This window comes from Agrobacterium sp. ES01, from assembly GCF_050320885.1.
Lineage (GTDB): Bacteria > Pseudomonadota > Alphaproteobacteria > Rhizobiales > Rhizobiaceae > Allorhizobium.
On sequence record NZ_JBNQTH010000001.1, the window covers coordinates 961631 to 986120 of the forward strand.

The window sequence follows — 24490 nt, forward strand, 5'->3', positions numbered from 1 at the left end:
TTTTTTTGTGGTGCGGGGGTCTCGAAGCCGGCAGGCTTGCTTAGCTTTTTCGAGCTAACCGTCCAAGTAATGCGGAAGTTGGGAGTACAGGCCAATTCAAAGGTCGGCATACAGATGGCTCACGCCATCGCGAAAAACGATCCCGATCTTGCTCCGCCTTTCGATCAGGTTTTCGGCCAACTCCAGCGCGTTTACACGACTGAAAAGATCGAAAAAGAGATTACGCGCCTCCTCAAAACACCAAAAAATGCCATCACGCACAATCATAAGGTTGTGCTCCGCCTCTCAAAGGACGCTAGGGGGCTTCCGTTCGTCGTAACGACGAACTTTGACCACCTGTTCGAACGAGCAATGCCGCGTTTAAGGCGCTGGCTTCCGCCAATGCTACCAGTCATGACAGGAGATAGTCTCCATTCTGGAGTGGTTTATCTCCATGGGAGACTCGGGAGCGCCCGCCACACGGAAGGACCATCGAGCCCACTCGTTCTTGGATCAGGTGATTTCGGTCGGGCTTATCTTGCCGATGGTTGGGCTACGGCCTTTTTCCGCCAACTGTTGGAGAGGAAAACGGTAGTCTTACTGGGTTATTCGGCAGGCGATCCTCCAATCCGTTATCTCCTCGAAGGGTTGAATTCCAGCACATCGGCCAGACTTCAGCCAATATATGCATTCGACCGCGGAGAAGAGAACGAAGTTAGTTCTAAATGGCGTGAACTTGGCGTGTCGGGCATTCCATTTACGGAGTTCCAAGACCTTTGGGGCACTCTCGAAGTGTGGGCTGAACGCGCTGACGATCCGGACGGTTGGCGTGCTAAAACGCTATCAATGGCGCAGTCTTCTCCCCGGGCTTTGAAGGCATACCAGAGGGGGCAAATAGCTGCTCTTGCCGCGACTCCCGAGGGAGCAAGAGGATTTGCGGAAGCCGATCCTCCACCTTGTGCAGAGTGGCTGTGTGTGCTTGATCGCAATATTCGATATTCCCAGCCGTTTAGGGATGGTTACGGGGACGAAGCGCGGGAAATCGATCCCTTCTTGGAATACGGCCTGGACGACGACCCTCCTCGGCTCGACGGGATGAGGTCCGATGCAGGCGGATTAGATTTTCTGGGGAAGCTCCCAGCTGACACGGACAGTGACATTTTCTTTAGATTGGCAGGGGCGTCTCCCAAACGAAGGGGCGCAATCCCTCGTCGGCTGTGGTCCTTAACCCGATGGTTCGAAGCGATTGCACACGAATGGATTGCGATTTGGTGGGCAAGTCGGCAACTTAATCTCCACCCCGACATCATCTGGAGTGTCAATCGACGTTTAACTGGTCATGGAGCGAAGTTTTCCGACGATGTCCAGCGAGTGTGGAATCTTATACTTGAGATCGAAGAAGAACGGGGAGAAGACGATCATGACCATGGATGGTTTGATTTCGTTGGTCTTCTTAAACGCGGCGGATGGAGCAGCGCTACCTACCGTTCTTTCGAGAAGGCAATCAAACCTAGATTGAAGGTAGAAGCATCATTCCGATCAATGCCACATCTGCAGTTGGGTGATGGCCACGACAGCGACCGCAAAATAGAAGAACTGATTAGATTTTCAGTCCACTGCCCGTCAAGGCATGACCACGATATTGACATACCCGTTGAAGCACTTCCCCGCGTAGTTGGGATAGTTACGCGCTCTTTGGAGCGGGCAACCGACCTTTTAGAAGAAAGTGGCAGGTCAGCAGTTTACTTTCATCTGCCTGCTATCGAACCAGATGCCGGACGCGGCGAACGTTACGTTCCGAGAAATGGTCCTGCAGAACTCTTTCTTTGGGCTACCAAACTTTTCAGTCAATTGGCCAAATCCGCCCCACAAATAGCCCTGGCTGAAGCGGCCAAATGGCCTCCAGACGATCGGTTTTTCTTCGACAAATTTCGATTGTTTGCTTGGAGAATTGATACCCTGTTCGACCCTGATCACATCGCCGAAGGTATTTTGACTTTTCGGGTGGATTCATTTTGGGACCCATATCTGCAGCGTGACCTTCTGCATCTGCTGCGGGCGAAATGGGGAAGTTTCTCTGCCCTTCAGCGGAAATCAATCGAGGATCGCCTTTGCCAGCCACCTAATCGGTTTTCCGAACGTGATCATACTGAGGTCGAACGCCAAATCCGGTACGATATCGGTTCGCGGCTTGGCTGGCTGGACCACCATGGCTGTCAACTCTCACAGTTGGCGTTGAGCGAGCTGGCGGAAATCAGAATAGTTTCTGATTGGACCGAAGACTTGGAAACCAAGGCCGACCGAGATATGGACGGCCGCGTCGGATGGGTGGAACGGCGTGTCGACCCGGCCAATCTAGACGGTGTTGCGGTCTCCGCACTGATCGCGCGATCCATAGAATTGTCTGGACGCGATCAAGATGCGTTCGTGGAGTACGCTCCCTTCGAGGGCGTTGTGTCTGAACGGCCCTCACTTGCCCTTTCCGCGCTGGCCTTTGAGGCTAGGCACCAACGGTATCCAGTTGGACATTGGAGGCAATTGCTTTCCAAGTGGCCAAAGGATGTGCCTCCAAGGACAACCAGGTTATGTGGCCTGAGGCTCAGAAGGTTGCCCCAGCAAGTTCAATTTGAACTGAGGGCATATTTGGCGAGTTGGATCAGGGACTTTTACACTGAAGTCGCTACTTCTTATCCAGATGAGTTCTATGGGGTCTGGGACGGCGTTTTCGCCGCCCTTCAGGAAGCCGGCAGCGACGCGACCACCAGCGGTATCGGTCAAATTACAGTAGGGGGCAACATAGTACAACGATCTCGGCGGACCCTCGATCACGCCATCAATGGCCCCATCGGGCAGCTTGTAGAAGCATTGTTTGCGTCGATGGGCAAACGCAAGTTCAAAAAGAACGAGAGAATTCCATCGGACCTCAGCGTTCGCCTCGAACGTTCACTGGATTCAGTGGGTGAAGGAGCGGACCATGCAGCTTCCCTAATAGCTCAGAGACTGAACTGGTTGTTTTTTGTTGACAAGGCCTGGACTACAAAGGCGATCGTTCCGATTTTCGAGCTTTCTCATCCGCGTGCTGAAGCGGCGTGGAACGCACTGCTTTTCACTCAGCAAGTGCCCCAGCCGACGCAACTTTTCTCTCTGCTCAAACTGCAATTCCTTAGGATATTCGATGAGCGAAAAGAGTGGTTGTCGGAGAATCGTGACGAGCGGCATGCAGTCACTGTGCTGATCATCGCGACCTACTGGAACAAGAATAACAAGGCCTACATCACTGACGAGGAATGTCGGCGGGTTTTGCAATCAGTTGACGAGATTGGAAGACAGACAGCTCTGTGGAGCCTTCACAGAATTGTAAAACAAGAGAACGCTTGGAAGTCATTCGGGAAAAGGTTTTTCGCATCCATATGGCCTCAAGAGGCTCGGTTTCAAACAGGAGCTGCCTCTAACACCATGTTGCTTTTGGCTGGGGATGAGCCGGACCAATTTCTCGAGGTTGTTGATACGATAAAGGACTTCCTGAGGCCCATAGATCATCCCGATATGTTTATCTTCCGTCATCGGCGAGAGGACGAAAAGAGAGGCGCTTCACTTGCTAAACGATGGCCTCATAAGGTTTTGGAAGTTGCGGATCGTATTGTAGGGCTGAAACCGGCATATGTCCCCAACGAGCTTTCTGCCTTGTTGGCTGATATCGCCGAGGCCGATCCGACACTACGCGGCACAACCGCGTGGCGTCGTTTAAATGAACTAAATACGAGGTAACTATCGCATGCACACTGCACGCTTGTCCGTGCGAAAGAGGCCTCGACGCGATAGTAACCGATGTGAAATGAAAGATGGGACCAAGGACTGCCAAGCTTTACATGCGAGACCGCATCAAGCTCATCTCGTCGGCCTCCTGCGCCGTTCACGATGACGGTCCCGTGCCCTTCTGAGATTGATCACGGTAATGTAAACTTTGAGGTCTCACCCAATTTTCTCCGTCATTGGCCACGTCCCATCCATGGATGGCCTGGAAGGCAGATAACGCATTCTTCAACGTCGAACCGGGAGCGATCAAGTTAATCATCTCGGCTCTTTGCCCGTCGGGCGCGAGTTTGAAGATAGTCAACGTGTTTCCATCCCAAGCTCCCGAGAATTGCTGACCCGAAGCTTTTATGAAATATGCTAAACCCTGGTCTGACAGGTCTATTTGACGGCTCGCGAAGCCGGTGCTCAGAAATGCTGGAGCAATTTCGTCGAGACTGAAGCAGTGGCAATCCGTTCTGAAGCTGAAAGGCCTGTTACTGTCCGCAGCTCCCATCAGCTCTTTGCTCGCCTGCGGTGGATGCCACAGTGTGACATGCAGTCCTTCGTTCACTAAAGCACGGACCAAAGGCACGAAATCCGCGTCTGACGCCAAGAGTGTCGCACGACTTATTGTTCCGCGAAATGCATGAGTCATAATGTCCACGGCGAGCCTGACGTCCACCCCCTTTTGACGTCGATCCTTTCCTACGATCTTACCCAACGCGACGTGTACTCGGTCCAGTGCCTGGATGCGCTCGAACCTCTCGTGTTCGGGCTGCACACGCGCTGCGTAAGCCTCCTGGGTCTCGCGATACTCGCGGCCTGATATCGCGTCGTAGTAAAATACTTTGTCGAAGGAGCCGACAAGACCCTGTATGTAAGGCTTGTAGGCGCTCTCGTCGCCGAACAGTGATCGGCAAAACGTCCTAACACTCGCTCTTAGGCATCCACCGTCGACAAAGAGATATTCGCGCTCCATAGACCTAGCTACGGACATGTAGGGCTCCACTGATCACCTAGTTTAAAAGGCAACAGTACATGCGATGCCGCCAATTGTCTAAGCGGAGCAACCACCTAACATCTGCTTCTGTGCGCATAATAGACGAAAGGTCCGAACACTTCTGATTGTCTGCCCCTATTGCGTCTTTACGGCACGGGCTGGTAAGTGATGGCGCCAAAAATGTTACCAAGCTGATGTCTCGCCTGTTCGTTTTTTGTGACCAGGAAGTGACTGGGGCTTAGGTTCCTGTAACAATCATCACCGCGGTATTAGCCTGGGTACCGATAACATTCATTATCGGTAATTTGATTCCGGAACGTTCAAGTCGCCCGTATTGGGCACTGTGACGCTTGGTCGCAACCCTTACAGGGACAACGTCGAGATCGCCCTGCACGACGGCAGCGCAGCGTCGGGCGAGGGCAAGAAGGCCCCGAATAACTCTCGGGGCCCTGCGATTTAATAGAGGTAAAACGACTGAATGAAGTCGTTCTCATCATACACGCTCTCATCCAAGCCGCCGGTCACCATGGCCTTAAACCCGACGGGATGTCGACGGATCAGCTGCAACAGCGTATCCGCGGAGAAGATGCCGCCGTGCTCACCGTCGTCAAGGTCACACATGGGGAGCGTTTCCTCCCAAAGAGAGTCGTCATAACGTTCGCGCCAGCTATCATCATCGTCAGATAGATCGGAAAACTCGATGTATCCGGGTCGCGTGATCACGACGTCGCGTAGCTCGACGTTCGGTGATGACAGCCATTCGACTACACTTTCATAGATTTGGTCAGGAGTACCAGAGAACGACACAGCAACAGATGTTGTCGCGTCGATGTCCACGGCAGCCGAAGCTGCCGTGTCCTGATTGCGAGCGCGGTAATCGCCGAGCTGCACGACCTTACCCATGTCACACCACCTCGCGAAGTGCATGGGCGCGGACAGCATCGATGATCGTCTTCGACGGCACCTCGAGAGCGTCGTAGATCGCAACCGCCTCCGGGCTGTTCACCTCGAGATCGGCGAGCTGCATGCAAAGGCGGTGCATCTCGATCACTTCCCACTCACAGCGATCATCGCCGTAGAGAGCCTTGAACACATGAACAGGGCGGCCGTCATCGGGAAAGCGCAGCATCACGCCGTCGCCGACCTTCTCCGTGGCAGGGCGGCGGCGATAAAGGACAGACCCCTCATCGGCACGGCCTGACACAACGATGACATACTCCCCTTGGGAGCGATCATAAATCGTGGTCGGTGAGGCCCAGCCCTCCATCGAGATACGCAGACCGTTGAATACGGGCTTGTACTTGGCTTTATGCTGGCGGAGGTCATTAAGTGCGAAGAAAGAACGCGGCATGGTATGTCTCCTTGATTGCCGTTACACATCGTCGTCTCCGACGATCTATTTGTGCAATGACTGAGACATCCGGCGAGACGGACAGTGTAAACTGGCCGAGACGCATGATGCGCGACGCTGGGGGATAGCCCCGATCAACCGTCTGTACAGACGCGGGGACATGATTTCGGTGCTGATACACATACTGCATAGCTCATGTCCTTTCTTCGCTGCGGCATCTGCCCGGTTGCAATGTTGGGGACCTTTTGGCACACCGAAACCGGCCCCGCAACCCGAAAGGACGAACTAAGTACTTGCAAATGTTGACAATTTTGACGTATCAAAATGGGATTCGCTGCAGAATCCGGGAGTTAGCGGAGATGCTAAATCCTCGCTAACCATTAAAACATATCAGCAGTTGCGGCGGCGTTGCCGAAATATCACACCAATGACGGCAAGCGGTCAGTACCGTCGTCGGCCATTTCAGCGCGAACCATCATGAGTGGGGCCTAGAGACTTTGTGTGGTCGAGAGAATGCGAGAAGTCTTAGCCGATAACCTGTGGGGGCGAACCCGTGAAGGCTGGAAACCGTGATGTGGCGGGGAGCATCTTACGCTGCAGGCAGCGCAATACCCGCCGTCCGGCGGTAGTGCCGATCAAGCTGTAGCGAAAAAGTCGAAACGATTGCCGCGAGAACAGGTACGACGATTGAGTTCCCGAACTGTCTGACCGCCTTTTTCTCGTTAGGATGCATTGAGAAATTGTCGCCAAAGCCCGTCAGACGCGCGCATTCGCGCGCGGTCAAGACGCGAGGCGCACCTTCGATCATGTACAATCCGGTATTGGCCCCTCCTCCGCCACCTGCCGAGCATAGGGTTACTCCAAGGCCACGGGGATCGTAGACGCGATAGCCCTGCGTACCGTTTTTGAAGCGTCCGACGCGCGCGATACGGTCTGGGCGGCCGTCAAACTCCCCTTCGGGAATGTACTCCTGCTTCATCGGCCGCTGGACACCTAGATCGACGAGATCATCGACACGGTACTTCGCTACACCTTTCATCGGCCAGAAGTACGCATGATCAAGCTGGATATCGGCACGCAAGCACACAATGAAAATCCGCTCGCGCTTCTGCGGTGTCCAGAAATCCGAGGCGTCGATAACTTTGTGATAAACACGGTATCCGATCTCTTCGAGCGCTGCTTTCATGACAGTGAAGGTCCGACCCCGATCGTGCGACTCGAGGTTCTTGACGTTCTCAAGGAGAAGCACCCGGGGCTGATGATGCTTTGCGATGCGGACGATGTCGAAGAACAGGGTCCCACGCGTGTCATCGAAACCAAGCTTACGTCCGCTGATCGAGAACGCCTGGCATGGGAATCCCGCGCATAGAATGTCATGTTCAGGAATATCTTCTGCAGCGATCTTCGTGATGTCACCGTTGGGCTTGAGACCGTGGTTGATCTCGTAAACCGACGCGGCGTCGGGATTGATCTCGGATGCAAACACGCACTCTGCGCCATGATCTTTCAGCGCGACGTGGAAAGCGCCGATGCCGGCGAAAAGGTCGACGAATTTCCAGTTCTTAAAAAGCGCAGTCATTTGACCTCCGATGCCATTGCCCAACAATCGTGTGGTCAATTTTCAGGAGAGTCGAGTCCGTCGATGCCGTTGAATTAAGCGTGGTGAAGACGCAATGAATTTCGGTAGCGGTCTTGATTGGCGCACTCGCTCGCGGAAGTCTATCCTCAGCAGACGACGTCCTCAGCCTCCCTGATCCCCCACGTCAGCTGAAACTTCCTTCGAAGCGCGGGCCCGGGTTTTCACTCAGGCCCTTATTGGGGGCCGGGTATGGAAAGTGTGCCGCTTGGCCACCTTTCCAGTTCCTCGCGCCAACGGTTTTGATCTTGCATGCTGAAGAAGAAAGATCGTTACGAGAATATGGGGATGCACATGTTTGCAAGGATAGCTGCCGCAATCTGGAGGTTTATGTCGTCGATCGGGATCGACATATGGAAAGGTCGTTTTGACATTTTAAACTGGTGCGACAATGTCATCAGGGCACCCTTCCATATGGTTTTCGGACATGACGCCGGCGCTCCGTCATACACGCCTGACGTCCAGACCAGCGACCTTCTGAAAGTCCTCAAAGACAGCCGCCAGGCGGCACAGGCTGAAGCCCGCCGGCTGGATCGCAATGGAATTGAGACTGTCCTTGAGTTCGCCGGCGCACATCGCGACACAAGGGCAATGATGACGCTGCCGGAGAGCCTCGATCCGCGTGTTAGGGCGGGGCTGTTGACGATGGACGACTCGGAACTGCGTAGGTTGCGCGCATCGGGCATCGGTCAGGTGCGCAAGTTCCTCGACTGCAAGCCCCACGGCATAGTCGGCGTCCCTTCTTTCGGCGAACACATCCCGGCGTCGCCGACGGAAACCCCGCCCAAAGGAATGAGCATCAATCAAGCTATGGTCTGGCGAATTCGTCAGCAGATGCTCAAGCCGACGGAATCGGAGCCGTACGAGTATCCGCGAAAAGCCCGTCCCTAACGACAAAGTCCGCCAGCTAGGCGGCCTTTTTGTTCGCGTTGTCTACGACGAGGCGCAGCCGTGGCATCGACTTGAGCCATTGCAGATGAAGCTCTGGATGCTCGTACGCAAGGTCACCGTATTGCCGACGGAGCCATTGCCATTCGCGATCAGAGACGCTCATGCGCGGCCGACCAGAGCTTCGATTACCTCATGGCGCTGAGTGCATGCCGTACGGAGACCCGCGACCTCCGCCTCGAGTTCCGCGATGATTTGGACGGCGGCACGGGCGACGCTTTCAAGTTCGCGAGCATGCGCCGATGCCGCGCCCAGGGCGTCTTGGTACTGACGACGGTAACGAGCCTCTGCCACGGCATCCAGGGCATCGGAGACGCCGCGCGCGAGACACATCGCGCCGCCGGCTACGAGCATCATGCCGCCGAGATTGCCCATTGCGGCGTTGTGGGCGGGTGAGCCGAAATTTGCCATCTGCATGCCTCCGTCGTCGTGGTCGGAGGCGTGTTGTGCCGGGCTCGATGGAATCCGGCAAGTCGACAATGGACAACTTGGCGATCGGACCGTTAACGGAGCTCAGGTTAGCGCTGCGCGTTATCGGTGAGAGAGGAGCGGAGCGATGAAGAGACCTTGGCTAGTGAGATTCTGGTTGGCGGGATTGCAGGATGATGATGCCGTGTAGCGGTACTGGGTCAAGCGAACTCATGTTGACGATCCCCGTGTGAAGTCAAGCTCAAGGAATTGGACGAGAAGTGGGAGCGGGAAGCGCCTGTGGCGATGGCGTACGTGATGGCGGCGCTGACCGTGGTCGTCCCGATCGGAGTGCTTTGGTGGCTAGTCGCGGGGTAGTCGGCCGAGTAACCTTTCCCACCGGCTGACTTTGACGTATTTAGTCAGACAACTGGGGGTAGACGCATGGCAATCGAAATCGAAGGCGAGAAACAACCGCTCGGGTGGGATGATTGCCTGTCTATGCTGAAATCTGAGGAAGCGGCAGCCAAGAAACAACAGGACGAGAACCCAGGGTCGGGCGTCTATTGGCCATGGATATATCGTGGACAGTCGAACGCACTCTGGCCGCTTCAAACATCGCTTGAGCGATACATTAAGACCGAGATCGGATATGATCTCGAGCGGTTCAACATCAAGGAATACTATCGCTATCTCACCCGAATTATTCCTGCGATAAATTCGCTGACGTCCCACAAGTTTAACAACGACTTGATTCCGGATTTCATTGATCTTGAAGAGCGAGAACTCCCAGAGATCGAACTACTATGTTATGCGCGCCATCACGGGTTCCCTACGCCGCTTCTGGACTGGAGCCGTTCGTTCTACGTTGCGGCTTTTTTCGCTTACTCTACGTCGAACAGAGATACCGACGTCGCAATTTGGGCTTTTAGGGAATGGGACGGGCATCACCGGACGCAGAACCTCGGTGATCCGATGATCACTGCGATAGGTTCGTACATCGAAACCCACCCTCGGCACTATCGACAACAAAGCACTTACACCGTCTGCATGATGCAGGACGAAGAGACGTTCTTTTTCAGTCCGCACGATGATGCCATGTCGATCAACCCCAGCGATCATCGGATGCGCAAGTACATTCTTAGCGCTAAGGATCGCGAGAAGGCGCTCAAAGACCTGCACTCGATGAACATTACGGACTACTCAATCTATGGAAGCGAGGAATCACTTATGCGGATGCTCGCTTATCAGGAAATCGTCCTCAATAGGTGACGTTGTGTGACTGAGGCAGGATTGCATGGACAAGCTACTGAGAAACGCAATTGACTCGATCGAGGTCGGCGTCGAGGATTCACAATCGATCCATGCCCGCCGCGCCCTGTCAGCAGTCCGAAACGTCCACGCGGGTGTTCTCCTGCTTTGCAAAACGGTTCTGTGGCGACACTCCCCCGGTAGCGATGGCTCTCTAATCTACATCAAGATGGAACCCAAGAAGCTCACCGATGGAACAATCGAATGGCAGCCGAACAAAAATAAAACCGTCGACGTGTTCGACATTAAAGCGCGGTATAAGCTCCTCGGCCTCACGCTCGAATGGGATAAGCTCGATGAGCTGACCAGGCATCGCAACACTATTGAGCATTTCTACCTGACGGCACCGGAGGCGGTCGTCAGGGAAGCGCTGGCGAATGCACTGCCTCTGATCAACACGATCATGCGAGACCAGCTCGGCTACACTCCAGAGCACGAGTTTCGGACCGATGTTTGGAAGAAACTGCTGGACAACGCCGACATCTTTGCCGAGATCGAGAAGGAATGCGCGGCTACGTTCGAGAAGCTGAGGTGGCCACAGTCAGAAGTCCCGTTTCCGATCGAACACCTCAGCTGCACGAATTGCGGCTCAAGTCTCATAAGACAGCAGGACCCGGACAACACCGTTCCCAACGAGATAGAGTTCGCTTGTCGCGCATGTGGCAGGGACGATCTAGACTTCGGGGAAGTGATGGAACCCGCCCTGAATTCCGAGGCCGCAGGCTTGGCCTATATCGCCATGACCGATGGCGGGGAGCCTCCGATCGCGACATGCTTCGAGTGCGGTCTAGACACATATCTCATCGACGTAGGGGAATGTGTATTCTGTGATGCCTCCGCACCTGGCGAATGTGCCGTGTGCGGAGAGGCAATCAACGTCAATGACTACAACGAAGACTACCCAAGCCTGTGTGGCTACGACGCGCATCAGGCGGAGAGAGCTGAGCGGGATTGATCTGCCGGCTATTTCTCGCTGCATGATCGTACTCGCTGTTATGACAGCAGTGTCAATCCTCAAGGTTATCGCAATAATACACCACGGTCGGAGCGTGAGCGCTATCCGTTGACTGAGACATATGTCCGACGGCAAAGACCTGAACAACGCTACCTGCCTCGTCCGGAAGGTATATCGTGTCGCCAATCCGTGGCGGGAACTCGCACAGAACTACGGTCCTCTTGAATGAGCCTCGCATCTCCAATGAGCATGTTACGGGCATCGCACCTCCTCGGGATTTGCCATAAGCGCATAGGGACCTAGCTAATCATTCCAGGCGTCGAGAAAATCGATATCTGCTCGGTAGCCGAAATTCGCGGTAGCACAAGTGCAGCCCTTCAAGGGAAAAATCGAGGCTTCATCAAGCTTGATCGTCTTTCCGTGCAGCGGTCCACAGATGGGGCAGTCCATATTGAGAACGTCGTACTTGATACCCTTGAAACTCTTGTCAGCAGCGACACCAGACGTCATGAGTTGCCGGATCGTCCGATGGCGCTGAACCGTAAACGTAGCGCGCAGTAGCACCGTCTCGTGTGCTTTCAATGGTTCCTTCAGGCCAATTTCCGTCAAGTCCTCGAAAGCCTGGCGGCTCATGGAAGCGGTCGATCGCAGTCCGATTGCGTTCTTCTCTTCTTTCGTTAGCTGTTCACTTTTCCGGTACTGGGTCAGCGTCTGCCTCGGATGCGTCTCCATTTTGTCTTCCAGGAACCTAACAATGGTGTTCTCGGTCTCAGGCTTGACGAGTCCGAGCGTTGATATCGCCTCCCTGACAGCCTCGCGATTGACCTCAGCAATGGTCGAGACCGCGACAACGGGTTTCGGTTGCGTCTTCGTAGCTACTGTTTTGCTCTTGCTGAACGGCCACATGCTATCGTCCTCCATACCCACGGAACATTGGTATCCGTTCAAAAACGCAGCGTCCATCTCCGCCGACTATTTCACGATGCATCGATGTCCGGCACAGTAATCACGTGATGGCAGTAGCTTGACGGTCGAGAAGCCAAACAGCCCGATCTCAGCCTGCAGGAGTCTAAGGGGCAAATGTCCTGCAGGTTGTCGGTTCCAATCCCTCTTGCCATCACAATGCGACTGCGATCGCACGGGTTTCGGTCCAAACGTCTCTCCACCTGCGGGTGGGGCAACAGACAGCTCGAGCATGGCGGCCTCTGTAGTCGGGCACTACCCGGAAACGCGGTTGCCGCTGATGTACTTCAACGGTTTGACACGCCTCTTGAGCCGTCCTCCATATCCCGTTGGCGAAATCTCATTCTCGTCTATCCAGGCCAAAAGCCGTTTTCCGAAGCTGTACCGATAGCTTCATGAGCCGCGGACCCATCGAGTGCCGAAATGAAGGCGGAGAGACGCCATTACCTTTTCAAACCGTGCCTTGTCTCGGATTGCTTCAGGTTCGTTATCTACAAGACGCTCGGCAAACCACGAGTACCTGCTGGCTTTCGCCAGTTCAGCGACGGTCTCCGTCTCATCAATCGAATCTGGCGTGCTTGAAACCTGACCGGTGCTGCCTATGTTGACGTACAGAGCACTTTGCTTCCGACGGTCGGTGTGACCGTCGGCGATTTTTTGTACGAGCTTGTCGTATTCGGGTTCGTCAGTCCAAATCCAATTGTGCCCCATCCACTTTCCGACTTTTTCGTAGCAGAGCAACTCGACGGCGGACCTCACATCTACAGGCAGCTGATCGCCGCTATCGAGGTCGACCGCGATGGCGGCATCCAGTTCCCCAATGTCGTCCCAGTGCATGATCATGTAGTCCATCAGGACGCCGACTAGCTGTTTTGAAGTGTGGTCCCTGATCGCTCGACGGATTTCCTTTGTGAAAGGGATGATGTCCTCTTTCACAAGGAAGAGCATAAATGCTTTCGCGGCCTCCTCCTGCGCTATCATTGAGAGATACATGCGAGTGGAGGGAGGTTTCCTGAATTCGAGGTTATAGGTTTCTTCGATAAGTCGGTCACAGTTCGCGATGCATACCTTGATGCTTTTCAGGAGATCGGATTCGAATTGTGAACGGGATCGAGTCATTTCCGACGGGTAACATGGCCGCGGCGAGACCGCCAATAACCCAGAAGATGGCAAATGATCGGTCGAAGAGACCCGACAGCGCCAACTTTAACAAAACTGGGGCAGGCCGCCGTTCTCATATCATACTGGGTTGTCAACACTGCCCAAATGTTATGAGCCTGTTATGGACTGCGCAACAGGGCAAACTCGTGGACAGAATTTTTCAGAGAAAGTTTTCCCCTCTCCCAGTAAGTCTTTCTGATATATAGACTTACTGGGAGAGGGGAATGGTACGGTTGGGGGGTCTCGAACCTCCGACCTCAGGTGCCACAAACCTGCGCTCTAACCAACTGAGCTACAACCGCACAAAAGCCGCGAACGGCTTACGAGGGGTCACATACGGGGTGACGAACGAATTTTCAAGCCCTTTCTTCAGGACAAGAAAAAAGGACCGGCACATCATGCACCGGTCCCAATTCATCCTTGGGAGGATCGAGCCTGTATCAGGCGGACTTCATGCTCGCCATTGCCTTTTCGGCGGCTTTCTTGCCAGGCTGTGCCGTCGTCTCGACAACCTTCTTGGTTGTTTCCTGCATCATCTTCGCCTGGGAGACCGTGGTTTCGGCCTGCTTGCGGAAGAAATTGGACTGCAATTCGACGAATTCGGAAATCGACTTCACGCCCATCAGCGCTTCCATATGCGAGAGCGACATCTCGGCATTGGTGCGCATGGCGTCGATGGCCTTCAGACCCAGCTCAACGCTGCCAGCCTGGGCGGTCTGCATTGTGGCTTCAACGGTCTTGGTGGCTTCTTCGGTTGCCGACTTCATCTTGGCATAGGCTTCCTTCGACTGGGCTGCGCCCTTTTCGGCGTAGTCACGAAAGCTTTCCTGAAGCTTCGACGGATCGAAGGTGGAGAAGGAAAATACGTCTGCTGTCTTCGCTGCCATGGATCAAATCTCCTATTGGTTGCGGGGCCGCTGTTGACGCCCCATATATCGTCCATGACGCTAATATAGGCGATTATTTGTGCATTGCAACATCTTTTGTGCATCGCACAATAATTAAAATTTTCACGATTAACTCTGTTCGTTGAAATGACGCCCCATGTTCTGGACCGGGAGGGCGTGCGTCGATATTAAAAATCTGTTAACAAGCCACCATAAGGCTGTTTTACGAATACAGGTTCAAACATGCCCGCTGCCCAGTATCCATTCATCGATATTGCCGTCCACCCGGCGGTTCGCGACCAGCTTGCCCGTGGTTCGGCGCTGGTGCTTTTTGCCCCGGACATGGCCAGTGTGCTATGGGCAAACGGCACGGGTGCTGCCTTTTTCGGCACGCCGCTGATCTATGAATTCCTGGAAAACGGCCCCAACCGCAACGACCTCTCCTTCCGCCAGCTGGCCGTGACGGCCGGCCAGATCACGGCTGTCGGCGACACGCGCTCGCTGGTCGTGCGCGTGCCCTCGGGCTTCCAGCGTGTGGCCGTGCAGGCGCAGGTGGAGATGATTGAGATCAGGCGCGGCGAACCGGCCATCCTGTTTTCGCTGCCGCCCGGCGAAAGCGCCCAGAGCCCGCTTCAACTGTCGCGCCGCCTGTTGTCGGGCTTTGACGATCCCGATACCCATATGGCGGTGCTGGACAATCAGGGCATGGTGATTTCGGCCTCCGAGGGCTTTGCCCGGCTCGACATTACCGACCAGACCGCGCGGGGTTTCGTCACCATGGTCGATAGCGAGCGCAGCCGCCTGCTCAAGCGTCCGATCCAGACCCGGCTTGGTTATCTGCCGGCTGCCATCGGCAAGATTTCCGAGGAACCGTCGCTCAACCTGTTGTTCGTGGTGGAAACCATCCTCGGCAATTTCGGCCCGTCAGACGAGGCGCTGGAAACGGAAGTGCGCGCCGCCCCTCAGCCCAAAACGGCCGTGGCAGATGCGGCACCGGAGGTGCCAAGCGACGCGCCTTTCGCGGCAAAGCCTGAAGCTGTCGAGCCGGATGAGGAAGACAAGACCGACGACGTCGCCGCCTTTGCCGAAGACGACAGCTCGCAAACTCCCGCAGACGATCAGAGGCTGGAACCGGCCACGTCATTCGACGCAGATAATGGCGATGACCGCGACACCGACACCGACGCCGACACCATCGAGGCCGGCCCGGATGACATTGATTCGTCCGAAAATGAGATTGCGCCGCAAGCTAATCTTGATACGTTTTCCACAGATGCCGATGCCCAAATGGTTAACGCGGCGCAGCCTGCCTCGTCGCTGATCGACACCGTCGTCGATATGATGTCGGCCGATGAGGATAACGCGGCGCAAGAGCAAGACCCCGTCGCGGATGCGCCTGCCGCTGCCGTCGAGCCGGATGATGCCGAGCCGCAAGCCGCAAAGGCCGAGCAGGCCATCGAAGCGGAGGCCGCCGGTGATGTGCCGGCTTTCGTGTTCGACCCGAAGAGCCGCGCCACGCGCTTTGTCTGGAAGATCGATGCCGAGGGCCGTTTCAGCGAGGTCTCCCACGAATTTGCCGAAGCCGTCGGCCCGCGTGCGGCCGCCATTAACGGCGTCTCCTTTGCCGATCTGGCAGAACGCCTCGATCTCGACCCGGAAGGCACGGTGCGCGCCCTTTTGAACAAGCGCGACACCTGGTCGGGCAAGACCATCCTGTGGCCGATCGAGGGAACCGCCCTTCGCGTGCCGGTCGATCTTGCCGCCCTGCCCACCTATACCCGCAACCGCGATTTCGACGGTTTCCGCGGCTTTGGCGTCGTGCGCATCAGCGATGCCGTGGACGATGCCGATGGCGCCGGCCTGACGCTTGCCGGCAATGCCACTTCCGATACGGTCGCAGCAGAGGAGACGGACAGCATTGTCGAGGCTGAGACCGAAGCGAAGACTTCCGTCTCTGATAATGCTCCGCCAACCGAGGCTTCCGCCGCAGCGGCGACGAACGAGATGCCTGCAGCCAACCAGCCTGCAGCCAACCAGCCCGCCGCCAACCAGCCTGCAGCCAACCAGAATGTCGAAGACGCCGCGGTGAATGCCGAGGAAGTGCCTGACGAGGCTGCGGCGCAGACCGAGACGGATGTCGCGGCCGAGGTCGAGGCCGAGCCCGACACCGACACCGCACCGGCTGCGGACGCGCCCGACGCCGGGATCGTGCGCGATGAACCGCCGGTCCTGACGCTCGCTGAAACGCCCAACCGCCGTCAGTCCGACAAGGTCATCCGGTTCCAGGATCATCGTGTCCGCAACCGCGACGGTCTGTCACCCGGCGAGGAAGCCGCCTTCCGCGAGATCGCCCGCAAGCTCGATCCGCATGGTCTTCGCGATCAGGCATCCGCAAGCAGGACACAGGCACCGGCCGAACAGACCGAAGACGATGTCATGACAGGCGACCAGAGTGGCGACGCGGCGACCGAGCGCAGCGACATTCCCGCCCAGACACCGACCGTCGATGAACGCCGCGACACCGCGACGACGGAGGCTCCATCGGACGCGGTGGACGCGCCAGCCGACGAGGCAGACAGGTCCGACGCAGACCACGACGAGGCCATTCAGGCGCCAGACGAGCAGGATGAGCATACGCGCTCCTTCTCCGTCTTTGCCTCCACCGTCAACCGCAAGGAAGTGGGCTTCAGTGCCGAACTGGTGGATGCCATGCCGGTGGCGCTGCTGGTCCATGTCGGCGACCGGCTGATCCATGCCAATCCGGAATTCCTGAAACTTTCGGGCTATGACAGCGTCGAGGCGCTCGGCAAGGCCGGCGGGCTGGACGTGCTGTTGCAGCGACAGGATCTGGAGGGCGCCTCCGAGACCGCAAGCCGCATCGTGGCCGTGCGCTCCGATGACGAACTGGTGCCTGTCTCGGCGAGGCTGCAATCGATCCGCTGGGATGGGGCAAGCGCGCTGATGCTGTCGCTGGTGCCCGTGGAAACGACAATCCCTGCAAGCGACGTCGCAAGGCCGGATGCTGCCAACCAGGATCTGGGCAGGCAGGACATGGCCAGCGAGCTGGCGCGGATCCAGGTCGAAGTGGACGAGATGCGCTCGATCCTGGAAACGGCCACCGATGGCGTGGTGATCCTCTCGTCCGAGGGCGAGATCCGCTCCATGAACGGCTCGGCCGGCGCTTTGTTCAATTACGAAGATGCCGAAGTGCGCGGCAAGCCCTTCGTCATGCTGTTTGCCCATGAAAGCCAGAAGGCCATTCTCGATTACCTGTCAGGCCTGGCCGGCCATGGCGTGGCCAGCGTGTTGAACGACGGGCGCGAAGTGATCGGCCGCGAGGCCTCCGGCGGCTTCCTGCCGCTGTTCATGACCATCGGCAGGCTGACCTCGTCCAACGGCTACTGCGCCGTGATCCGCGATATCACCCAGTGGAAGCGCACCGAAGAAGAGCTGCGCAATGCCAAGCGCGCGGCCGAAACCGCCAATTCCCACAAGAGCGATTTCCTCGCCCGGGTCAGCCACGAAATCCGCACGCCGCTCAACGCGATCATCGGCTTTGCCGACATGATGGCCAATGAGCATTTCGGACCGATCGGCCATACCCGCTACAGCGAATATGCCACCGATATCGTCCGCTCCGGCCGCCACGTGCTCGATATCGTCAACGACCTTCTCGATATTTCCAAGATCGAGGCGGGCGAGATGGATCTCGATTTCACCGCGGTCGGCCTCAACGAAACGGTCTCCCAGGCCGTTTCCATCGTGCAGCCGCAGGCCAATGGCCAGCGCGTCATCATCCGCACCTCGCTGTCGCAGACCGTGCCGTCGGTGGTGGCCGACATGCGCTCGATCAAGCAGATCGTGCTCAATGTTCTCGCCAATGCGATCCGCTTCACCCCGTCGGGCGGGCAGATCATCGTGTCGACGGCCTATGAGATGAATGGCAGCGTGAGCCTGCGCATTCGCGATACCGGCATCGGCATGTCCCGCTCGGAACTGGAACAGGCGATGAAGCCGTTTCGCCAGATCTCGTCGGGCATGCAGGCCCGCGGCGACGGAACCGGCCTTGGCCTGCCGCTGACCAAAGCCATGGTCGACGCCAACCGCGCGCAATTCTCCATCCACTCGACGCCCAATGAAGGCACGCTCGTGGAAATCACCTTCCCCTCACCCCGGGTTCTTGCCGACTGAGGGCAAGCCGGCCGCGACCAATTCAGGATTAAGCGCCAAAGGTCACGGACTTGTCCAGACGCCAGGGACCGTCCAGATAGGCATGCAGGTCGAGGCCGACGATGCGGATTGGGCGCGGTTCGAAACGTGTCTGAAGCGCCTTGAAAAGCTGATCTGCCTCACCTCTGGAAACCTTGTTCTGGATGGTGATGTGCGGCTGCCATTTATGCATGTCCTGCGAATTCAGCCAGGCGACGAAGGCGCCTCTCAAGGCCTGCCTGACCTCATATAGCTCAGGACTGGCAATCGCAAAGGCAACGCCCGCGCCCAGATGGCGCAGACCCGTGACCTGTGCACCGATCGGCTTTTGCAGTGCTGCGACCCGCTCGAGTGTCTCGACGATGCGGCCCGCATATTCGCCGGGCAGCCGGTGAAACATGGTCAGATGCGCATGCAGAAAATTCCGCTCCGGCGGAAAATGGGCTTTGCGCAGCCGGTCGAACGGTGCCAGATCATCGTCGGCAATGCGGGCGGTGAGGATCAGCGGATGTCGCGTTTTCATGGCGATATCGGTCTTTGCAAGGAGAAGAGCCACGCGGCGCGGTGGCCATTGCTATCCGGTCAAATGCCGGGAAAGTCCAGTCCACGTCATCGCGCCGCGCCTATTCGCTCTCCATATGCAACGGGTGGCAGAGCGATATGTTCCAGGCATGGGAGCAAAGAGGGTTGCACCCCCTTGCGGTGCGCCATGGTGTGAGCGATGGGCGACGGCCGGACCGGACAGCATGTCCCGCATTTTGCGGGGAAGTGGACCTGACCGTCAAGCGCCGATTGCGCCGTCAAGTCGGATGTTCAGGCGATCCGCTGAGTCGCTCGAAAGCGGACATCCGAAGATGGCATGTCATGTCGCCTTGGCGCCAAGAGCGGACATGTGAGACTATCACGGGCGGCGGTCTGCGTCGGGTAGCGTCATTAGATCACTGGAATGCTGGCGCTGGCACTGAGCTCATGCCTTTTAGCGAACCTGCCAGGGGAGCAGCCGAGCTTCTTGCTGAACGCTGTGCTAAAGGCGCTCGCAGATTCATAACCTATTTCATCCGCGATCCGGTCGAGTGACTTTGAACCGCTCAGCAGGGCTTGCTTGGCAATAGCGATGCGCCAGCGAGACAGATATTCAATTGGCCCGCACCCGAGGGTCTCGTTGAACCGCGCGGCGAAACCCGATCTCGACATGCCAGCTACCCCCGCAAGATCGGCTACCGTCCACCTCCGGCGAACGTCCTCGTGAATTGCACGCAGGACCCGGGCCATGGCGGGATCGCGCAGCCCATTCAGCAAACCCGCCGAGGCTGTGTTGGTCCCGATAATGTCCCACCTCAATACCTCTATCAGTAGCGTCTCCAGCAAGCGCTGGACAATCAGATCTTTGCCGGGATAGTCAGCAGCGCATTCTTCGGAGAGCAGTTCGATTACGCGGCCAAATCGCGTCCCGCGTCCCGCCGAAGCGGGGATGTGAATTGCATCGGGCAGCAGCGCCAGCAGCAGCGGCGCGTTGACGCTTTCAATCGAGAAGCTTCCCCCCAGCGCCACGAATTCAGGCTCTCCTTCCTGCTCGCCGTGGCGAACAGCTTCGGCCAGAGGTTCTGTGGCAACGCAGGGAGCGCCGGGGTGGCTACCTAATGAGAAGGCGGGCGTCGTCGGCAACAGGAGAAAATCGTTTTCGGATATCCGGAGCGGTTCCCGGTCACCGAATGTGAGCCATGCTTCTCCAGTCAGGACGAGCGTGAATCCGGGTGCATCGTAGGATTCGTAGCGAACGCCCCATGTGCCGCGCCCGGAGATGGGTTTTGCTATCGCGGCTCTCGGCCGCAATAAAGTGACGATATCGCTGAGGGGATCCATATTTGGACGATCCGTAATCTTTCTTGGATCATGAACCATAGATCGTCCCAAGACTGCTGTCTATTGCTATCTGACCGCAACCAAGGAGACGAACATGACCAAGACGATCCTCATCACTGGCACATCATCTGGCTACGGCAAGGCCACCGCCGAACACTTTCTCGCTCAAGGTTGGAATGTTCTCGCGACCATGCGGCGCCCCGATCCGTCGCTGTTCGCCCAGACTGACCGGCTGCGTGTGCTGCCGCTCGATGTCACCAGCCCCGACAGCATCGCCAGCCTTATCGAAAATGCTGGTCCGATTGATGTGCTGGTCAACAACGCTGGGCTTGGCGGCGTTGGTGCATTCGAGGCGATGCCAATGTCCCTCATTCGACAGCTTTTCGAGACCAACACGATCGGCGTTATGGCGATGTGCCAGGCGGTCATCCCACAGATGCGCGCGCGTCAATCCGGAACCATCATCAATGTCACATCAAGCGTCGCGTTGGGAGAATTCCCACTCGCAGCAGCCTACACCGCCACTAAACAGGCCATCGAAGGCTTCTCGGCTTCGGTGGCGCATGAGCTTGGTCATTTCCGGGTGCGCGTGAAACTCGTCGAGCCGGGCTATGCACCGACCACCCGGTTTGGGGCGAATGCCATCGTTCCCGTCTCTGATCTCCTTCCCGGCGGCTATGCGGACTTCGCAAGGCCAATCCTAGAGGCGTTTGCACATCCATTGCTGACCACAACGGAAAACGATGTTGCAGAGGCGATTTGGCGGGCCGTCCACGATACCGACAATCAGCTTCGGTTTCCTGCCGGAGCGGACGCTGCCGCGCTTGCTCAAGCGCGCTGATGGAGAAATCAGGAGGGAGTGGCGGCTAGATTAGCGAGCATTCTGCTGCCCTTCGTTCTTTTCTACGCAGCCCTTCGCCTGGACCGCTTGTTGCAGCATCCCCGATCGTCGGTTGTCTGACTGAATACCGAGATCAAACGTGTACCGCCTCCCGGACTTTATGGCCATGACCGCTCAAGGCCGGACTCGGACCGCATCACCACATGCCTGGATGTCCGCTTTCGCCGTTCAGAGCTCCGTCATTGGACAGTCCCCTGCCGCCCCCCCAAACCTGCCATAGCAGATATTCCAACAAGAACCGTGCTCGACACCCCTCCCCCGTTTCCTTCCGCGCCGGTTTGGGCTAGAGCGGGCACGGTGAGATGGATGAAGGATAGCGGATTTGCAGCGCGACCCGGACACAACTCGCTTGCCGTCAATCGAGCTCTCCCTCTTCTTCGGGCAGGCCGTATTCCGTCCAGTCTTTCCTTGGAATTGGGTCGCCCATTGTGAACTCGAAGTTCACCACCTTCTTGTGGTCCGGGGTCAAGCCACATTGAAATTTGAGCCGGTACCAGTCCCGTTGGCTGTGCACCGCAGCTCCGTCTGCGGAAAAAGCGTTCTCTTTGAGTTGGGTGCCAGCCATCGCATAGGCAACGACGCGATCGGGGTTCAGGCTTCCATTCCAATGCCCGACCTGCGCCATCGCCTCGATATTGCAAAGCTGCTCGACCTGCTCGGCGGGAGATAGTTGGGCCAGGGCAAGCCTCGCCTGGAGGCTGCGGCGGTCGGCAAGAACGTCTTGCGACAGCATATGGGTCGGTTTGACGCTTGTCGGTAAATCCGTCGGGGGCTTTGCAGGCACAGCAGATGCCGACTGAGGTTGTTGCGTTTCCGTTGACCGGGATTTGCCAGTCTTGGATACGACAGCCAGCGGCAGCAGACTTTGGTTCTGTTGCGCGACCACAGGTGCCTGGGTGACAATCTGCACATCAAGGATATCCTCCTGCGGAGAGGGCATCGCGGCGGGATGGGGCCACAGCAATATCAGAGGAAGCAGGAGAAGATGCAGCAGCACAGAGGCTGCGACATATTGCGGGTCAAACCGCTCCTTTGTCTTGCCGACCGCAGCATTCAATGTGATGCGCCAAAATTTGGCTTTGTGAGCACGAACATGAAGACCCTGGAAAAGACGTCGAAGTGAGAATTAAGCCCATGCAATCTCTTTGAACTAAAAGCGAGATTAGAGATTATTACGACCGATGCAATATCGGCGCCGGGCGACCGACTGCCGCCAATTGCGCCTCATCTCCTCCACCCGCACCACCCTTTTCCCCCGCCCTTTTCCCTCCCCCGTTTCCTTCCGCGCCGGTTTGGGCTAGAGCGGGCACGGTGAGATGGATGAAGGATAGCGGGTTTGCAGCGCGATCGGGCCACATATCCCATGGAGGCGCCTCCCATTGAGGCGCATCTGGGCGCGACAAAGCGACCGGTCAACAGGCTGGCGCCGCTGGCGCTGTTGATTTCCGCCATCGTTGCCATGCCCATTGTGGCGATCTTCTGGATTGCCTTTTCCGGCGATACCGACAATTGGCGTCACATGATGCTGAATGTCGTGCCGCGCGCCTCGGTGCAGACCTTCGAACTGGTGTTCTATACCGGCATCGTCACCAGTTTCATCGGCATCCTGTGCGCCTGGCTGGTCACCGCCTTCGACTTTCCGCTGCGCCGCAGCTTGTCCATCGCGCTCGTACTGCCGCTTGCCATCCCGTCTTATCTGGCAGCCTATGCCTTCGGCGAATTCCTCGATTTCACCGGCCCGATCCAGACCTTCTATCGCGGCCTGTTCGCCTATCAGTCGGCACGGGACTATGTCTTTCCCGATATCCGCTCGCTCGGCGGTGCGGTGCTGGTGATGAGCGCCGTGCTCTATCCTTATGTGTTTCTCGCCTGCCGCTCGATGTTCCTGATGCAGGGCCGGGCTGCGGCCGATGTGGCGCGCACGCTGGGTGCCGGGCCGCTCAAGGTGTTTCTGCGGGTGCAGATCCCCATGGCCAGGCCTGCCATCATGATCGGGCTGACACTGGTGATGATGGAAGCGCTCAACGATATCGGCGCGGTGGAATATCTGGGGGTGAAGACGCTGACCTTCTCCATCTACGATACCTGGCTCAATCGCGGCAGCCTGTCGGGTGCCGCCCAGATCGCCTGCGTGATGCTCTTGATCGTGGTGGCGGTCATGGCGGTGGAACGGGCCGCGCGCAAACGCCAGCGCTTTGCCAGCAACAAGACCACGGCTGCCGTTCCCGACCAGTTGCGCCGCCGGCTTTCCGGCTGGCGCAGCCTGGCCGCCGTCACCGCCTGCATCCTGCCGGTGGTCATCGGCTTTTTCATTCCAGCCGGCGTCATGGCGCAATTTGCCGCCCGCCGGATCGACCAGTTCGCCGAAAGCCGGCTTTTGTCCGCGCTCGGCCATTCGATCCTGGTGTCGTCGTCGGCTGCCGCCATCACCGTCGTGCTTGCCTTTGCCCTTGCCTATGCCGCCCGGGTGGGAAAATCGCGCCCGACCGCCATTGCCGGACGGATCGCGGCCCTTGGCTACGGCATTCCCGGAACGGTGCTCGGCATCGGCGTTCTCATTCCGCTGGCCGGCCTCGACAATGCCATAGACGGTGTCATGCGCGACTATGCCGGCCTGTCCACCGGGCTGTTGCTGTCGGGCACCGGCTTTGCCATTGTCTATGCCGCAAGCGTGCGTTTCCTCACCATGGCGGAAGGCTCCATCGATGCCGGCTTCCAGAAACTGTCGCCGCATCTCGACATGGCCTCGCGCACGCTCGGGCGCACCGGCTTGCAGACCCTGAAAAATGTGCTCATGCCCAATATGCGGCCGGCCGTTCTGACCGCCGCCCTGCTGGTCTTCATCGAAACGCTGAAAGAGCTGTCGGCCACCATTCTGCTGCGCCCGTTCAACTTCAACACGCTGGCCACGCTGGTCTATGAAGATGCCTCGCGCTCGCGCGTGCAGGATGCCTCGGTTGCCGCCATCATCATCATTCTGGCGGGGCTGGTCCCCGTGCTGCTGGTCTCGCGCTCGCTCGAGGGCAAGCGCTGACGCCAGCGATCGTGCCGCAGAAAAAAGGGCGGCCGAAGCCGCCCGTAAAAGTTATGCTGTTCAACCAGAGCCGGGGGTGATCGGCATCA

The 24490-nt window shown here is 57.4% G+C and carries 18 protein-coding genes and 1 tRNA gene; 7 read left to right on the forward strand and 12 right to left on the reverse strand.

Going from position 1 to position 24490, the window contains the following annotated elements; all coding sequences use genetic code 11:
- Nucleotides 1-36: 36 nt before the first annotated feature.
- Nucleotides 37-3747: an SIR2 family protein gene (locus ACQQ2Q_RS04810; protein WP_428185881.1), complete on the forward strand. Its 3711-nt coding sequence runs from the start codon at nt 37-39 to the stop codon at nt 3745-3747.
- Nucleotides 3748-3892: 145 nt separating this feature from the next.
- Here the strand turns inward: ACQQ2Q_RS04810 and ACQQ2Q_RS04815 are convergent, their stop codons facing one another.
- The 4 genes from ACQQ2Q_RS04815 to dcm form a co-directional block, all read right to left on the reverse strand.
- The gene (locus ACQQ2Q_RS04815; protein WP_428185882.1) at nt 3893-4771 is read right to left on the reverse strand and encodes an NYN domain-containing protein; all 879 of its coding nucleotides are present in this window, start codon (nt 4769-4771) and stop codon (nt 3893-3895) included.
- A 459-nt stretch (nt 4772-5230) separates the two neighbouring features.
- The gene (locus ACQQ2Q_RS04820; protein WP_428185883.1) at nt 5231-5677 is read right to left on the reverse strand and encodes a hypothetical protein; all 447 of its coding nucleotides are present in this window, start codon (nt 5675-5677) and stop codon (nt 5231-5233) included.
- Between the two features lies 1 nt (nt 5678).
- Complete coding sequence (locus ACQQ2Q_RS04825; RefSeq protein ID WP_428185884.1) at nt 5679-6125, reverse strand: hypothetical protein; 447 nt, start codon at nt 6123-6125, stop codon at nt 5679-5681.
- Between the two features lie 589 nt (nt 6126-6714).
- Nucleotides 6715-7704, reverse strand: coding sequence for a DNA (cytosine-5-)-methyltransferase (gene dcm, locus ACQQ2Q_RS04830; protein WP_428185885.1), 990 nt, complete (start codon nt 7702-7704; stop codon nt 6715-6717).
- A 309-nt stretch (nt 7705-8013) separates the two neighbouring features.
- On the opposite strand from dcm, the gene ACQQ2Q_RS04835 reads away from it, so the two are divergent.
- Nucleotides 8014-8652: a hypothetical protein gene (locus ACQQ2Q_RS04835; RefSeq protein ID WP_428185886.1), complete on the forward strand. Its 639-nt coding sequence runs from the start codon at nt 8014-8016 to the stop codon at nt 8650-8652.
- A gap of 159 nt (nt 8653-8811) precedes the next feature.
- Here ACQQ2Q_RS04835 and ACQQ2Q_RS04840 read toward each other — a convergent pair whose 3' ends face one another.
- Complete coding sequence (locus ACQQ2Q_RS04840; RefSeq protein WP_428185887.1) at nt 8812-9120, reverse strand: hypothetical protein; 309 nt, start codon at nt 9118-9120, stop codon at nt 8812-8814.
- A gap of 441 nt (nt 9121-9561) precedes the next feature.
- On the opposite strand from ACQQ2Q_RS04840, the gene ACQQ2Q_RS04845 reads away from it, so the two are divergent.
- Nucleotides 9562-10389, forward strand: a complete 828-nt coding sequence (locus tag ACQQ2Q_RS04845; protein ID WP_428185888.1) for an FRG domain-containing protein — start codon at nt 9562-9564, stop codon at nt 10387-10389.
- 25 nt (nt 10390-10414) lie between these two features.
- Complete coding sequence (locus tag ACQQ2Q_RS04850) at nt 10415-11383, forward strand: hypothetical protein (RefSeq protein WP_428185889.1); 969 nt, start codon at nt 10415-10417, stop codon at nt 11381-11383.
- 303 nt (nt 11384-11686) lie between these two features.
- On the opposite strand, the gene ACQQ2Q_RS04855 is transcribed toward ACQQ2Q_RS04850, so the two are convergent.
- From ACQQ2Q_RS04855 to ACQQ2Q_RS04870, 4 genes are all read right to left on the reverse strand, one after another.
- Entirely contained in the window at nt 11687-12289 is a 603-nt protein-coding gene (locus tag ACQQ2Q_RS04855; protein ID WP_428185890.1) for a hypothetical protein, read from the reverse strand.
- A gap of 450 nt (nt 12290-12739) precedes the next feature.
- Nucleotides 12740-13465 carry an AbiV family abortive infection protein gene (locus ACQQ2Q_RS04860; RefSeq protein ID WP_428185891.1) on the reverse strand — a complete coding sequence of 242 codons (726 nt, stop codon included), beginning with the start codon at nt 13463-13465 and terminating at the stop codon, nt 12740-12742.
- 267 nt (nt 13466-13732) lie between these two features.
- Nucleotides 13733-13809 (reverse strand) — tRNA-His (locus tag ACQQ2Q_RS04865).
- 138 nt (nt 13810-13947) lie between these two features.
- Nucleotides 13948-14394, reverse strand: coding sequence for a phasin (locus tag ACQQ2Q_RS04870; protein WP_428185892.1), 447 nt, complete (start codon nt 14392-14394; stop codon nt 13948-13950).
- A 243-nt stretch (nt 14395-14637) separates the two neighbouring features.
- Here ACQQ2Q_RS04870 and ACQQ2Q_RS04875 point away from each other — a divergent pair, with 243 nt between their 5' ends.
- Nucleotides 14638-18585, forward strand: coding sequence for an ATP-binding protein (locus ACQQ2Q_RS04875; protein WP_428185893.1), 3948 nt, complete (start codon nt 14638-14640; stop codon nt 18583-18585).
- 28 nt (nt 18586-18613) lie between these two features.
- Here the strand turns inward: ACQQ2Q_RS04875 and ACQQ2Q_RS04880 are convergent, their stop codons facing one another.
- Nucleotides 18614-19126, reverse strand: a complete 513-nt coding sequence (locus ACQQ2Q_RS04880) for a 2'-5' RNA ligase family protein (protein WP_428185894.1) — start codon at nt 19124-19126, stop codon at nt 18614-18616.
- 410 nt (nt 19127-19536) lie between these two features.
- Nucleotides 19537-20466, reverse strand: a complete 930-nt coding sequence (locus ACQQ2Q_RS04885; protein WP_428186482.1) for a cupin domain-containing protein — start codon at nt 20464-20466, stop codon at nt 19537-19539.
- Between the two features lie 94 nt (nt 20467-20560).
- On the opposite strand from ACQQ2Q_RS04885, the gene ACQQ2Q_RS04890 reads away from it, so the two are divergent.
- Entirely contained in the window at nt 20561-21307 is a 747-nt protein-coding gene (locus tag ACQQ2Q_RS04890) for an SDR family oxidoreductase (RefSeq protein ID WP_428185895.1), read from the forward strand.
- 415 nt (nt 21308-21722) lie between these two features.
- On the opposite strand, the gene ACQQ2Q_RS04895 is transcribed toward ACQQ2Q_RS04890, so the two are convergent.
- The gene (locus ACQQ2Q_RS04895) at nt 21723-22364 is read right to left on the reverse strand and encodes a DUF930 domain-containing protein (protein WP_428185896.1); all 642 of its coding nucleotides are present in this window, start codon (nt 22362-22364) and stop codon (nt 21723-21725) included.
- Between the two features lie 462 nt (nt 22365-22826).
- Here ACQQ2Q_RS04895 and ACQQ2Q_RS04900 point away from each other — a divergent pair, with 462 nt between their 5' ends.
- The gene (locus ACQQ2Q_RS04900) at nt 22827-24401 is read left to right on the forward strand and encodes an ABC transporter permease (RefSeq protein ID WP_428186483.1); all 1575 of its coding nucleotides are present in this window, start codon (nt 22827-22829) and stop codon (nt 24399-24401) included.
- The last annotated feature ends 89 nt before the right edge of the window (nt 24402-24490 follow it).